This window comes from Paenibacillus sp. UASWS1643 (assembly GCF_008693195.1).
In the GTDB taxonomy this organism is placed as follows: domain Bacteria; phylum Bacillota; class Bacilli; order Paenibacillales; family Paenibacillaceae; genus Paenibacillus; species Paenibacillus amylolyticus_B.
Map to the genome: position 1 here is coordinate 1 of NZ_VXKZ01000096.1, position 13,712 is coordinate 13,712.

Annotated in this window: 14 protein-coding genes; 8 read left to right on the forward strand and 6 right to left on the reverse strand. The window is 45.1% G+C overall.

Features of this window, described 5'->3' with window-relative positions; translation table 11 throughout:
- On the forward strand, positions 1-642 hold a 642-nt coding region (locus FE296_RS05150), incomplete at its 5' end, for an exosporium glycoprotein BclB-related protein (protein ID WP_317889399.1).
- A 465-nt stretch (positions 643-1,107) separates the two neighbouring features.
- On the opposite strand, the gene FE296_RS05155 is transcribed toward FE296_RS05150, so the two are convergent.
- Complete coding sequence (locus FE296_RS05155) at positions 1,108-1,509, reverse strand: DoxX family protein (protein WP_223868774.1); 402 nt, start codon at positions 1,507-1,509, stop codon at positions 1,108-1,110.
- Positions 1,510-1,654: 145 nt separating this feature from the next.
- Between FE296_RS05155 and FE296_RS05160 the strand changes: the two genes are divergently transcribed.
- Both FE296_RS05160 and FE296_RS05165 read left to right on the forward strand, forming a co-directional pair.
- A complete protein-coding gene (locus FE296_RS05160) occupies positions 1,655-2,023 on the forward strand; it encodes a winged helix-turn-helix transcriptional regulator (protein ID WP_124115899.1) in 369 nt (122 codons plus the stop codon).
- 37 nt (positions 2,024-2,060) lie between these two features.
- Positions 2,061-3,101 carry an NAD(P)/FAD-dependent oxidoreductase gene (locus tag FE296_RS05165; RefSeq protein WP_150364404.1) on the forward strand — a complete coding sequence of 347 codons (1,041 nt, stop codon included), beginning with the start codon at positions 2,061-2,063 and terminating at the stop codon, positions 3,099-3,101.
- A gap of 192 nt (positions 3,102-3,293) precedes the next feature.
- Here FE296_RS05165 and FE296_RS05170 read toward each other — a convergent pair whose 3' ends face one another.
- Both FE296_RS05170 and FE296_RS05175 read right to left on the reverse strand, forming a co-directional pair.
- Positions 3,294-4,088 (reverse strand): ankyrin repeat domain-containing protein, encoded by a 795-nt coding sequence (locus FE296_RS05170; protein ID WP_150364405.1) that lies wholly within the window; start codon positions 4,086-4,088, stop codon positions 3,294-3,296.
- Positions 4,089-4,126: 38 nt separating this feature from the next.
- Entirely contained in the window at positions 4,127-5,101 is a 975-nt protein-coding gene (locus FE296_RS05175) for a phosphotransferase (RefSeq protein WP_150364406.1), read from the reverse strand.
- A gap of 317 nt (positions 5,102-5,418) precedes the next feature.
- Between FE296_RS05175 and FE296_RS05180 the strand changes: the two genes are divergently transcribed.
- Entirely contained in the window at positions 5,419-6,006 is a 588-nt protein-coding gene (locus FE296_RS05180) for an imm11 family protein (RefSeq protein WP_150364407.1), read from the forward strand.
- 188 nt (positions 6,007-6,194) lie between these two features.
- Here the strand turns inward: FE296_RS05180 and FE296_RS05185 are convergent, their stop codons facing one another.
- Complete coding sequence (locus FE296_RS05185) at positions 6,195-6,761, reverse strand: TetR/AcrR family transcriptional regulator (protein WP_411860560.1); 567 nt, start codon at positions 6,759-6,761, stop codon at positions 6,195-6,197.
- A 208-nt stretch (positions 6,762-6,969) separates the two neighbouring features.
- On the opposite strand from FE296_RS05185, the gene FE296_RS05190 reads away from it, so the two are divergent.
- On the forward strand, positions 6,970-7,812 hold the full coding sequence (locus tag FE296_RS05190) for a CPBP family intramembrane glutamic endopeptidase (protein ID WP_223868775.1): 843 nt from the start codon (positions 6,970-6,972) through the stop codon (positions 7,810-7,812).
- A 472-nt stretch (positions 7,813-8,284) separates the two neighbouring features.
- Positions 8,285-9,790, forward strand: a complete 1,506-nt coding sequence (locus FE296_RS05195) for an acetamidase/formamidase family protein (protein ID WP_223868776.1) — start codon at positions 8,285-8,287, stop codon at positions 9,788-9,790.
- Between the two features lie 212 nt (positions 9,791-10,002).
- Here the strand turns inward: FE296_RS05195 and FE296_RS05200 are convergent, their stop codons facing one another.
- The gene (locus FE296_RS05200; protein ID WP_150364409.1) at positions 10,003-10,857 is read right to left on the reverse strand and encodes a sulfurtransferase; all 855 of its coding nucleotides are present in this window, start codon (positions 10,855-10,857) and stop codon (positions 10,003-10,005) included.
- A 63-nt stretch (positions 10,858-10,920) separates the two neighbouring features.
- Complete coding sequence (locus FE296_RS05205) at positions 10,921-11,865, reverse strand: DMT family transporter (protein WP_150364410.1); 945 nt, start codon at positions 11,863-11,865, stop codon at positions 10,921-10,923.
- A gap of 227 nt (positions 11,866-12,092) precedes the next feature.
- On the opposite strand from FE296_RS05205, the gene FE296_RS05210 reads away from it, so the two are divergent.
- On the forward strand, positions 12,093-12,995 hold the full coding sequence (locus FE296_RS05210; RefSeq protein ID WP_223868777.1) for a polysaccharide deacetylase family protein: 903 nt from the start codon (positions 12,093-12,095) through the stop codon (positions 12,993-12,995).
- Between the two features lie 37 nt (positions 12,996-13,032).
- Positions 13,033-13,686, forward strand: coding sequence for a YkyA family protein (locus FE296_RS05215; RefSeq protein ID WP_150364411.1), 654 nt, complete (start codon positions 13,033-13,035; stop codon positions 13,684-13,686).
- Positions 13,687-13,712: the final 26 nt, after the last annotated feature.

Below are 13,712 nucleotides of genomic sequence, written 5' to 3' on the forward strand. Positions count from 1 at the left end.
GGAGCAACAGGCACCGCAGGTGTAACCGGGGCTACGGGAGCAACAGGGACCGCAGGTGTAACCGGAGTTACAGGAGCAACAGGCACAGCAGGTGTAACCGGGGCTACGGGAACGGCAGGAGCTGGATCAATCATACCTTACGCATCAGGACTTCCAGTTGCGTTGACTACGGTATTAGGCGGCCTTCTGAATACCTCCAGTTTAGTTGGTTTTGGTAACAATGCTACAGGGGTAAGTGTTAATGGAGGAATTATTGATCTCACAGGAGCTGCTGGTACCTTGCTTAACTTTGCCTTCTCCGCATCGCGTACAGGAACGATTACTTCACTGGCTGCTTATTTCAGCACAACTGCCGGACTTAGCTTGGTTGGATCTACAGTAACCATAACTGCACAATTATTCCGTTCCACTACACCTAATAACTCCTTTACAGCTGTACCGGGAGCATTGGTAACCTTGGCCCCTCCACTGACCGGGGTTTTGGCACTGGGGACAATATCCAGCGGAGTGACTACAGGACTGAGTATTCCGGTATCTGCCGGTGACCGCCTGCTTATGGTGTTCTCAGCATCAGTAACAGCCGGAATTGATGTGGCTACAACCGTAGGCGGATATGCAAGCGGCGGCCTTACCATCACTTAACGAAAATTATATATATCTAGACAGGGACCCTTGCCAATATGGCGAGAGGTCCCTGTCTATGTGTGTGCACAACTAGGAGAGCTGGATCAGATCGCAGGCTTCGTCGGTAAACAGGTATGTATTCTGTCCATGTTTCTTCACTCGCCTCGTACATTTCATGGTCTACTAAATTTGACTTCGTTTTTTTAGGCTGTCTACTGCACCATTCCAGATGAGTGTGTGCTCTTGTACATTCAAGGTTTCTTTCAATAGAGAGTGGTCTTCCTTCTATGAGTTGTTGAAACCAGCCTGTTATGTGGGGAGGTTATTATATAATAGTACCGGATTCTTCTCATAACTTTCGAGTATAAAGACGAAAAATGTTTGATGTCATGACCTCTCCATGATCTAAAGCAAATCGCCGAATTCTCCATGTGCATGGTCTTTATTATGGCGGGATGTGGCACCAGGCCGATAGCGGTTCGTTCACCGGAAACCAGGCACCCGAAACATGGGGTTCGTAATGCACAGCGCATCGGTTCGGTTCACCGTTTCCTTTATAGTCTTCCAAATGCTACGATCAACGCAAGAACTATAAAAAAGATATTTACGCCGAATATGAAACAGCATTCCAAGCAGTGTGACAACAACCAAAGCGATTGCAGCGATGGGCGTAAGCACCGTAGCTATGTTCAGCGCCCAAGGAAAAACCAGGCCAAGAGCTCCTAGTAGCTCCGCGATACCGATCAGAACAACTAGACTTTTTGGCACATCATTAACCCAGGCCCAGGTCTTTTTTGATGACTCGATACGAATGGTTTTCATCCATCCCGAATATACAAAGCCTGACGCCAATATGATTTGTACGATCCATAACGTTACATTCATTTTTCTTATCCCCTCACTTGTTCGGTTTTAATATCTGCCTCTGCCTCTATACTAAAGTGAGTTAGCACAGCCAGGAAGAAGGCACTTAAACTTAACCAGGTAACCAAAAGTAAACCTTGGCATGATTAGAGAGCGAGGAATAAGAATGACGGTATATTGCAAATTCGGAACTGCCTTGGATACCCTCACAGGTAAATGGAAATCTTTGATTCTTCTAAGCCTGCTGAGCAACGGTACAATGCGGTTCAGCGAATTACAAAAAGCCATTCCGGATATTTCGAAAAAGATGCTGACCCAGCAATTAAAAGAACTGGAGTATCACGATATTGTGCATCGGGAAGTCTATGCCCAAATTCCGCCTAAGGTCGAGTATTCGATTACAGAGTACGGACAGCTCATGAAACCTGTGCTCCAGACAATGAGCGACTGGGGAGCCGGCCATATGCAGCATATGGAGAAGCTGTACGGCGAAGAAAACGAAAAAGGAGCAAACCACCGAACTTCGGAAAATTGATTCCTTGGGGTGATAGGGTAACAAGGGAGAGTTAGTATTGAATAAACAAAAAATTGTGATCATTGGTGCAGGCATTGTTGGGGCGTGTATGGCCTATCACCTAGCCAAACGAAATCAAGATGTAACCGTTATTGAACGGCACTCAGCCGCGGCACGTGAAGTCACGGAAAAATCATTTGCCTGGATACATACGACGCATAGAGTGGCTCCTGAATACTGGCATTTGTACGATGCAGCTGTGGAAGCATATCACACACTTCAGCAAGAGTTGTCCGAACTGAAAATTCATTGGCATGGAGCGCTAACGTGGGACACTCCGCCTCTAAGGGAGCAACACCACTCTCAAAAATTAAACCGGGAGCAACTTGAGGCATTGGAGCCCAATCTGAAGGAATATCCGGATGAAGCCATGTTTGTCAGCGAAGAAGGTGCGGTGGACCCTATAGCGGTAACGGAGCTGTTGTTGAGCAAAGCGAAAGAGTACGGAGCAAAGATTCAGTTCGACACCAACGTTACACAGCTGAAGCAAGAGGGTTCCCGTCTGGTTGGTGTTTATACGTCCAAGGGTTTTGTGGATTCGGATGTTGTGATATTGGCCGCAGGAACAGGTGCACCCGAACTTTGTAACCCGTTAGGTTGTCACGTGCCGGTAACGTCGTCACCTTCGATTCTGATTCGGATGAAAACTGCTAATAAACTGATACACACATTAATCTCAAATGCGCAATTTGAAGTGCGTCAACTGACAGATTATACGCTGCTGGCTGCGGAAGATTATATCGACGAGTCGGAGGCAAACGGACCACAGGCGGTCGGTAAGCGAGCTTACGACACATTGCGTCGCAGTCTCAAGCACGGAAATCAACTGGAACTGGAAAGCATAAAAGTTGGATGGAGACCCATGCCTGAAGACGGTTATCCGATTGTGGGCTTCCATGATCACATGAATGGACTTTATCTGACGCTAATGCATTCTGCAATTACGCTGGCGCCGCTGGTTGCGCATCTGGCTGCAAGCGAAATTATTGATGGCAAATCAAGAGTTGAATTAGACCCTTGTCGCCTCTCCCGGTTTTAGGATCACTCCACAACGAAAAGTACATCGCTCAAGTCGCGATGTACTTTTCGTTGTGTATATTTGTTGGAGTCTTCTACACTTCCCCAGCAGCCACCGGATTTTCCTCAGAACTAATCCATTCGCTTTAGCTTTTTTTGCATCTTTTCATGTTCGCAGCCGCTGGCGATTGGCAATTCCATGCTAGCCGTTTATCTACCTGTGAATCTCGCTAGCAGACTTGGCACCTTGACTTTCAAGCCACGGGATCAGTTCGGATGAAAAATTACGTTTTGCTGTGTCCAGTGGAGTCATTCCATCCCAGCTGGCTATCCAGTTCAGTTCGGCGCCTCGGTCAAGCAGGTATTCGGCTGTTTCTCTTTGACCTCCATGGGAAGCACACCAGAAGGCAACGGTTACTGCATCGGGAGGAGAAGGGGAGGTGCTTGTTCCCCAAGGATAACGTTCCGGGAGTTTGGCTCCGTTAAAATATTCTTGTATGGCGTGAATATCTCCAAGTGCGGCCGCATGCCAAAGGGCAAAGATCGCACCACGCTCAACCAAGCGCCGTGCTGCATCCCATTGTGCAAAAGCAATAGCATCGTCCAGCGGCGTGCCACCGGCGATCACCGCGCCAGGCGCTTCAATGTCTGCGCCAGCATCAAGAAGGGCATCGAGCACTTGAACATCATTGGAGCTTGCAGCCCAATGCAAAGGTGTCTCGATGTTTGGACCGACAAAAGGAGCGTTCACTTCTGCACCGAACTTGGTCAACACTCGCACGGTATCCGCTCCATTAGGGAAGTGCCCCGGCCAATCCGTCACCACGTGCAGCAGCGTTCGAGAGATACTGGAATCTCCATCTACGTTGTCAGGCTTTCTTTCCAATATTCTTATCTTTGCCAATCCCGGATTCTCTGCCAGCAGTTGCTCTAATCTTGGAATATCTCCAGTGTGAATGGCTTGAATAACGTTCACTGCAAGTTTTTCATCTTCGTGAATAAATTCCATGCTCAAACCTCCTTTCAGGCTTATACTCATATTCGGGTTTATTGGTCAAGCATCTGAACTGCGCATCTGGCATGATACTCCGCGAGACCTCTAGCGAATTGCTGATCGGGGAATTGTCTGTGAAGCAGTTTCAATCCTCCTGATATCAAGGACAAATGATGGCAAAATCGATAAAATGTCATCCGCTCCGGGTCGAGATCATTATTGTTTAAGTAGTGATAAAAGTCTCCCAATCGAAACTCCAGAAAGCTATGCTCATGTTCGAGATCGAAGAATCCTGCGCCCTCAATATCAATAAGGCATGGTTGCATAGCATGATCTATCCATATATGATCCGGACCTAGCTCTCCATGAATGAAACTATAGAGGTCTCTGGGTTGAATTGCTGCTTCCAATTCGTAAAGTTTCTCAAGCAGCCTTTCGTCATTATTCCTTATATCTGTCATGTGCTTGGATGCATAGGATAAGGCTGCTTCGGCATCTAACCGCTGAACTTGGTAGCAAGGCCCAGCCTTTTTGTTGTTATCGTTGGCGTTTCCATAAACGTTTCTTTGGATGTTATGCATATTAGACAACATATCCCTGATCCGGTGAAACAACTCATCCCGATCTTTGTGGTTTTTATGCTGGAAATAGGCTTCGGCTTTTTGTCCATCCACATACTCAACAAGAGCAAAATCATAAGAGTGCCGGTCTCTATCGTTATTTAGATCATACAAGATTGGTGTTCGAATTCCATGTTGAGCGAGAAAGCGAGTATTCAAAGAGAAAAGTTCGCTGCCATAGGAACTGTGGAAAGTGGAGTCATTCAAGATCTCTTCCTGAAAATAGTTGCTGGAAATATCCCAAACGTACAACATACAAGTGAAACCATTCGTGCAATCAATTTTGTAAATGACTTTTTGTGCGCCTCCATGAATTCTTGCGCTCTGCGTTATGTGGTAACCGGCACCAAATACATTGTACAGATAATCCTGTAATTCTTCACGAGTAAGATGGTTGTTGGAAGTCATTGATCTATGCTCCGTTTCATCTGTATTTTGCCGGCCAGCAACCTAAATATATAGAACATTTTCCCAAAAATATAGACTGTTTCTTTTCGATCTGTTAGAGTGTTGATTAAGGTCTGTATATTTATATGTATATCAAAGCAAGGGGCTAGGTACTCACGTTAGTGAGTGACTGGCCCCTATTTTGCATGCAAGTTGACTCTCTATTGACATCAAGTCAGACACTTCGGTTATGTTGTATTCCCTACTAATCGAAACTCAAACCTCTTAAGATGTAAAATGGATGAAAAGCACTTCATCCGGAAAGGAGACATCATTCTTTGAACTATTATTTTCTGGAATCTCAATATCCACGTAGAGGGTTTATTAGTGGTGGAACGATTTTCACTCCCCAATTAGATATGAATTATCTGGCGGTAGAGAACCCGTTGCCAGAGGGGACAACCGCAGAGGTTGAGTTACTATCTTCGGTGCGCAACCTGAATGTAGATTATTTTGAGACAATCACAGGAACAAGACACGTATCAGATCGTTTTAAAAAGCTGTTGGAGGAAGCCAATACAAACGCACAGTTTATTCCGACAACGGTATGTTACCACGACGGTCGTATGGTGGAAGAAACCTATTGGACTGCACATCAGCTGGATCGTTTGGATGTTTTCGATTATGAACGTTCCGAATATGGGCGCAAAGCAGTCATTGCTGCATCTGTAGAACAGCCTCCACGTAAGATCGTCAAAGTTGTATCTCGAATCTGCTTTCATGAAGAGCGAATTGGTGAACATGAATTTTTTATGCTGGATTATATCAATATCTTCAAACCCATTGTTTCAAAAGATTTTTACGAAGTATGCCGAAAACATAAGCTGAATCTAAACGTTACAGAAGTCGGAGAGGTAAGCTCCTGAAATGCATGGACATCAATGCATAGAAAGCACAAAGAAGCCCGCGTTAGAGGCGGGTTCTTAATCTTTATTTTTCCCCGGTAGCCCCCGGATTCTCCTCATAACTTATTCAGCCGCTCCTGCTGCAGATTGGATTCTGATACGCTTCGGCAAGCTAACTTTACTCCTCGATCTATGTGTCATGCTTTCCTTCAACGGATAATCCAATGGATGTAGTCTTGTATCATTTCTTTGCTTCGTGTTCGATTTATTTTATCCGGCTCGAGATACAAATTGAGAGCCATCCCATTCATAAAGGCATACAGCTTTTCCTGTTCCTTCTCTTCATCGGTAGTGCGTAGAAGACCTTCATTTTTCAAGTACGTAATGCAGTTCCTTATTGCGTTTTGCAGGTCCTCATAGTTGGCATCGAACCCTTTTTTCGTTTTTCCATAGCTTACAAATGCAAACCAAACCTCCATTTCCAATAATGTTTGTTCATCAGTCGGCACTAGCTCGAGCAAGTATTCAACAATTCTTTCTTGAGGTGCCAGTTCTCTTGCATTCAGATTGCTCAGCCGAGTAAGTACCTTTTCTTTAACTAACTCCATTGCAAATGCTAGCAGGCTCTCTTGTTTGGAAAAATAATGTCTTAGAGCGCCTTGTGATAATCCGGCCTCCTTCGCAATTGTTCTTGACGTTGCATGATGAATGCCTTTCTCACTAATGATTTTCCAAGTAGCTTCAGCGATAATATTCTTCATCTTCTCATGGTCCACGATTTTTGGCATACACACAGAATATCATATTATTTAACTCAACTGAAATAAATAGACGATCAAGATGGAATGTGTTAGAGTTTATTTAACTCAACTGAATTAAAAAAAGAGACAAAGGCGACATAGCACTCAAAGGAGGGGAATTGGAATGAATCAGCAATCCAAAGTAATGTTTCCAGGAAGGGGAAAGGCAATCGGCCTATTATGCATGATAATTATATTTGCTGCCGTATTGTGGTTAGTGTGGACTGGAAACTTGAATATAAGGTACACGGCTAATCGTGAGGAAGTAATCCCAATATGGCATAGTATGTTGCCGGCATTCCTTGGCATTTTTCTAATCCGTATGATTCCTTATAAAAGTCAATATCCCCCGTCTTTCCAACAAATGGAGAAACAGCACGTGGTCGTTCAATCGATTGTATTATTGCTGTCAGGCATTTTATTTGCGGTTTCTCTGATAACGATAGACCAACAAGGATTACATTTCCAACTATATTATTTGGCGTTCAAGTTGACGACACTATTGTTCATTCCGTTGATTCTATTGCTGATTTATCGTAAAATGACTGCCGGACAACAAGACAGTATTTCGGTAAATTCACGCTCCCGCAGACACGTCATCGCCCCACTAATAGTCATTGTGGTCTGGGGTTATCTAAAGTTTTATTCCCCCATTGCACAACCAGAAGGAGCAATTGTAGGAACCGATACGACAGAATTACTTCTCTTGATGTTGATTGGTTTTATGATCAATAGCGTATTGGAAGAAGTTTTTTATCGGGTATGGCTGCAAACCCGATTGGAGGCGTTGCTTGGAAGATGGCCCGCCATATTACTAGTTTCAATACTATGGTCCATATGGCATATCGCCATTCAAGGAAATGGTCAGTGGGATATAGATGTGGCAACAGTGATTGCAAATCATGGGGTTACGGGTCTGTTTCTTGGTTATATGTGGGCCCGCTATCGTAAAATATGGGTGATTATCCTGATTCATGGACTCATGAATGCTTCTCCTCATTTTCTTTTACAGATTTTGTTTCATTAAGCGGGAAAGGATCTGGTTGGATCAGTCTTCCTGTGCAACGTTGCCTCTATCTCTCCTGTATTCCCGGGGTTATGCTAAGGCACGGCAAATACACCGCCCCAGGCATCAGCCTGCATGGCGGTGTATTTGCCGTTGAGATCCTGTAGACTTGTGCTCCGTATCTATCTCTTCCCCGGTAGCCACCGAATTTTCTTCATAACTAATCCAGTCAATCCACCTTCCGGAATACAATTTCACATTCGTGAATCGCCTTGTATATGGTAAGTATATTGACATATCGTTTATTTTTATAAGTTTATTCTTAATGCGCAGCTCACTTGTGTTATGTTTATTGACAAAAAAATATTGTTGTTAATGTATTTATATGTTAGTGTATATTTGTGTTAGGAAATATTACATAGTATAGAGGGGGGACGTAATGTTTATTAACCGAGCGATTAGGAAATTTGGGGTTTCAGTAGGAATTATAAGTATGTTTACATTTGCTCTACCTTCAGTGGGCTTTAGTATGCCACTGCAACCAACAACCCTTGATAAGGTAGAAGGTGATTATTATGTAACGTCTGCGATTGAGAACATTCGCTGGGGATCACTGCCTAATCGAGATAGCTCTCCGATTCTTACTGTACCATCAGGAAGTGCTGTAACATTTGATACGGTATCGCATGAGGGACTGATCGAGGATCAAGGGAGAAATCCAGTGGAGTACTTCGGCAAATTCGGGATCTCACCCGATGGAGTGCTGGATGATGCGAAGGTGATTGCGGCTTCTGAGATTAAGCATGATTATGTAAAAGACGGACCTCATATTATCACTGGGCCAGTAGCGGTTGAGGGAGCGGAGCCAGGAGATGTTCTTAAAGTAGAAGTCCTTTCGTTGCAGACTCGAGTTCCGTATGGTGTCATTTCTAACCGCCATGGTAAAGGGGCCCTTCCTAACGAATTTCCAGAAAATACAGGCCCACAAGAGGGAGCTAGCGCAACAAAACCGGAATTATATAATAATGTATCTATATTTACGCCTATTGAAGAAATCAACGGCAATTGGTATGGAGTATTACCAACAAAAGCTGGCAAAAATGTACGTTTCCCAATTAACCCGTTTCTAGGTGTTATGGGGGTTGCACCAAATACCAGTGAAGTTGTGAGTTCGATCCCACCTATTGAAACAGGAGGGAATATGGATATTAATGAGTTGGGTGTGGGTGCAACTATTTATTATCCGATCCAAGTTAAAGGCGGGCTATTCTATACTGGAGATCCGCACTTTGCTCAAGGAGATGGAGAAGTGGCGTTAACTGCATTGGAAGCTTCCTTGAGGGGAACAGTTCGGTTAACGGTGTTGAAGAAAGGTGATCCATCACTACCGCATAGTGGAGAATTCACGCAACCCTTTGCTGAAACAGAGGATTATTGGATTCCAATTGGACTGGACCCTGATTTGGATGAAGCTATGAAAGAATCAGTACGTGAATCGATCCAATTCTTATCCGATAAGCTTGATATGGATAGAAGTGTAGCTTATGCGTACCTATCGGCGGCAACGGATTACGAAGTATCTCAGGTCGTGGACCGAACAAAAGGCGTTCATGGACTCATTCGAAAGACCGATTTCCTTGAATATGTTGACGTTGCCATGAATGTAGGTGGTACGTCAATCAAACCGGTTGTTCATAATGATGAGTTCTACGTACCGATTCGAACCATTTCGGAGCTATTGGGCGGTACAGTAGTGTGGGATCATAAGACGCGTACAACGCAAATCAAATTAGGTACGAAAGATATAAGTGTTCAAATTGGTTCAGATGTGTATTCAATTAACGATAAACTGGTGTTCAATAGTAACGTACCAAAGCTTTTGAATGGCGAAACTGTCGTTCCGGTTGCTGTTATTAATGAAATACTAGGTGCTTATGTAAACTGGACGACGATCGACAAGATGTTAACAGCAAATGTATCGTTAAGTAAAAAGCAATAATAGATTTCATTATTCGACCGTGGTGGACAGATGTCCATCACGGTTTTTCTGTTATCATGAATCAAAAAAAAGCTACCCCTTGATGTCTACTTCTGTGCGCTTGTAAATACTTACAGGGTGGTGTTGTTAACTCGATGTTGACTCCGAACATAGAAAAATACATCGCCGGGGCAGATAAGCCACCTGGCGATGTATTCAACGTCAATACACTGCTATACGTCTTTGTGTGCTTCCGCATTACCTGTAGCCACCGGATTCTCCTCATAACTGATCCAGTCGCTCCAACTTCCGGAATACAACTTCACATTCGAGAATCCGGCTTCTTCCAGCGCAATCACGTTCGGGCAAGCAGAGACGCCGGAGCCGCAATACACGATGACCGAACCATCCTTGTCCAGCTTACTGAAACGCTCTTCTAACACCTCAGTACCTGTCCAACGTCCATCCCAATCCAACACATCTTTCCAAAAATAATTCATCGCACCCGGAATATGTCCGGCCTTGGCATCAATGGGTTCCTCCAGACCCGCATAGCGGCGAGCATCACGGGAGTCAATTAGCACGACACTGCCACTTGCCGAAGCCTGCTGAACATCCTCAACACTTGCCAGCATGGCTGGCTGCAAATTCACCTCAAAGGAAGACGGTATCTGAACGGGCACATCTGCGGTCACCGGGAATTTGGCGTTTTTCCAAGCGGAGAAACCTTCGTCCATGATATACACCTGTTCATGACCGATATAGCGAAGCAGCCACCATAGCCGAGATGCATTCATCCCGCCTTGATCATCATAAGCAACAATGCGACTATTGGAGCCGATGCCAGCTTTGGAGAGTCGACTTGCGAGAACAGCCGGATCAGGAAGCGGGTGACGTCCTCCGTGCGCAGATACAGGAGAAGACAGATCTTTTTCCAAATCGAGATAGACAGCTCCTGGAATATGTCCAGCTTCATAGGCTTGTCTTCCAGCCTCCGGCTGCCCGAGCAAGAATCGGCAATCTGCAATGACGACATCCGGTTCATACATTCTGGCGAGCAGCCAGCGCATGGATACAATATTTTTCATCAAAATACACCGCCTTATGAGAGTGGTAGAGTCTTTTATTACTATGATTTACGAAAAAATACGTTATACCGTTGTAGGTTCAATAGGCCCTTTTCCCGCAACAGAGGCTTCTGTTGAAGCAATCTGAGGTTTGGTTTTACCATATCGAATGAAGATCCATACCCCGAATATAATGACGACCCCGGCAGACATCTGTAATGCACTGAGGGATTCACCGAGCAGCATCCAAGCCAATAATGAAGAAAATACGGGTTCCCCAAGTACGCCCATGGATACCGTCGTGGCATTCATATATTGAAGCAGCCAGTTGAAGAGATAATGTCCAAAGATCGTTGGCACAATGGCGAGTAGCAGGAAGATCCCCCACTCTGACGCAGCGTAACCTCCAAACGGATGGCCCATGATCAGATTATATACCGCCAGCGTACAAGCTGCCACGAAGAACACCCAGAAGTTATACGAGAATGCGCTAAGTCCCGCTCGCAAAAATTGACCCAGCAACATATGGACAGCGACTGCAATTGTGCCAAGTAAAGACAGGATATCACCTTGCAGAGCAGTACCTGCCAACTGGAAATCTCCTGCGCCAATGACGATTGATCCAAGCAGGGCGATGCCCATGCCGATGATCATCATGCGGTTAATTTTGGCTTTGAACAGCCATACCGAACCGGCAAGAATCAGTATAGGCTCCAGCGCGAGAATAACTGTGGAACTGGCAACACTGGTGAGCCGCAGCGAACCCATCCAGAGCAGGAAATGAAGGGCCAGCATCACACCGGATGCAAGCAGCAAGCCCCACTGCCGTAGGCTCAGCCGCATCATCTCATGTCTGTATTTCCAGACAAACGGGAGCATCAGCAGATTGGTCAGAAATAGACGGTACATGGCAATGACCGCAACATCTGCGGTAGACCAGCGTACAAAGATCGAAGAAAAAGAAATGGCAATAATGCCGACAAAGAATAACAGATAGATGGATCTGCCGGCACGGTTCAAGCTTGTCATGGGTGTAGCTCCTTCTTGAGTCTGATAGCGTAAATCACTTCATTATACAGGAGAAGGTAACCGTAGGAAAGATAAAGAGAACGGAGAGATAAGTAGATTGTAACCGGGCTTGTAACTATTCTGTCATTCTCCCGATCCATTTTTCTATTAATCTTCTATATAGAGACATGAAACGAGATAATATACCAATAATCGGGAAAAAATGAAAGTAAGGAAGTGGCATGACAGTGAGAGTTCAACAAGAGAGAGCGGGAGAACGTGGCAGTATTCCGCCTAGCACAAGTCGCACGAAAACACATAAACGAAGAAAAATCCGGTATGGAAGGGTAAGCATAGCTCTAATGCTTCTGGTTCTGTTCGTTACCGGTATTACATATGTATTCCTTGGCATGACGCATTGGATCAAAAGCGTTGTGGCGCCGCCTCCGATGACTGTAATAGAACAGCCCGCCAAGCTCGGCATGATACAAGTTACTCCGGATGCGAAAGAGGAGCCGGCCCGGTTCCAGGGCCAGGTTCGCAAATTGGCATACATAACGTTTGATGATGGGCCAACTGAATATACAGAACAACTGCTGGATATTTTGAAGCAGCATGAGGCAAAGGCTACCTTTTTCATGATCGGACGTCAGTTGAATCAGCATCCGGAAGCAGTAAAACGGCTGTTGAAAGAAGGCAGTTATCCTGGACTCCACAGCATGACGCATAACTATAAAAAGCTGTATAAGAGCGGCAACTCGGCAAACTTTGTGAAAGAATTCAAGAAAGAGCAGAAGATGGTGCAGGACCTGATTGGTTTTACGCCTCATCTGATTCGTGCACCTTATGGCAGCAGTCCACAGATCGGTGAAAAGTTCAGAGGTGACATTGCTGCGGCCGGGTTCAAAATGTGGGACTGGACGACAGATTCACTGGATTGGAATCTCCCCGGTCAGCCGGATAAGATTGTGGCCCGCGTGAGCAAAAGTGTACATCGGGATAAGGAAGTGATTCTGATGCACGAGCGCGAGCAGACCGTTCAGGCTTTACCGCGTATTCTGAAGCTACTCGAGGATCGGGGTTACGAGTTCGAAGTATACGATCCGGATGCACACTGGGTAGCCAATTTTAGCGGAGATAGCCGTTTGTAATATAACAACAAGATGATGCAAGAGAGGAAGGACTTGGGTGCTAACGAGTAAAAAAGTGGCGCTTGCGGCAGTTAGTGTATTGCTAATTCTGCTGGTAAGTGGTTGTGGAGATCCGCAGGAGCCTGCGGCAAATCAGATAAACCAATTGGTGCTCAGTGGTCAGGAGATCGATCAGAGTTTGAAGACGCTGACCAGTCATGAGCAGGAAGATATGAAGTTATACAAGTCTATTTTGGACAAAGGTAAGAACAAAAACAGTGATCTCGAAGCACTGCTGGATCAGGCAGCAGGTCATATTCATGAACGAAGAACGTTGTTGAAGCAGGCGGAAGAGGCCATGGAACAGACCAACGAAAAGACGGAAGCCCTTCGCAGTTCATTGAAAGAACTATCATTTGAAAAAGAAGAAACGTTGGCACAGGCTGAAAAGGTACTGGATCAATATGAAGCAAGAGCACGTGTATTGGAAAATTTTATTGCCTCGTATCAGTTGAGTCTGAGTGCCGATGAGCAGTTGTATGATCTGATGAGAGAAAATGCAGAACCTAATCTGGTTAAGATTAAGCGAGCCATTCGGGTACGGAATAGGGAATATGCGAAGCTTGCTGAATTCCGAAAGCAATTTAACCTCCAGACCAAAGCATTTAACGGAGCCAATGCCAAGCTGGTACAGATGGATCAGGCCAGCTAAGTCGAGAAACTCAGTACCTGTTCAGA

Bases quoted from the DNA above. Each gene is read 5' to 3' on its own strand.
- FE296_RS05205 (WP_150364410.1), bottom strand. From the start codon at position 11,865: ATGACAAGCTTGAACCGTGCCGGCAGATCCATCTATCTGTTATTCTTT.
- FE296_RS05155 (WP_223868774.1), bottom strand. From the start codon at position 1,509: ATGAATGTAACGTTATGGATCGTACAAATCATATTGGCGTCAGGCTTT.
- FE296_RS05160 (WP_124115899.1), top strand. From the start codon at position 1,655: ATGACGGTATATTGCAAATTCGGAACTGCCTTGGATACCCTCACAGGT.
- FE296_RS05200 (WP_150364409.1), bottom strand. From the start codon at position 10,857: ATGAAAAATATTGTATCCATGCGCTGGCTGCTCGCCAGAATGTATGAA.
- FE296_RS05195 (WP_223868776.1), top strand. From the start codon at position 8,285: ATGTTTACATTTGCTCTACCTTCAGTGGGCTTTAGTATGCCACTGCAA.
- FE296_RS05175 (WP_150364406.1), bottom strand. From the start codon at position 5,101: ATGACTTCCAACAACCATCTTACTCGTGAAGAATTACAGGATTATCTG.
- FE296_RS05170 (WP_150364405.1), bottom strand. From the start codon at position 4,088: ATGGAATTTATTCACGAAGATGAAAAACTTGCAGTGAACGTTATTCAA.
- FE296_RS05190 (WP_223868775.1), top strand. From the start codon at position 6,970: ATGATAATTATATTTGCTGCCGTATTGTGGTTAGTGTGGACTGGAAAC.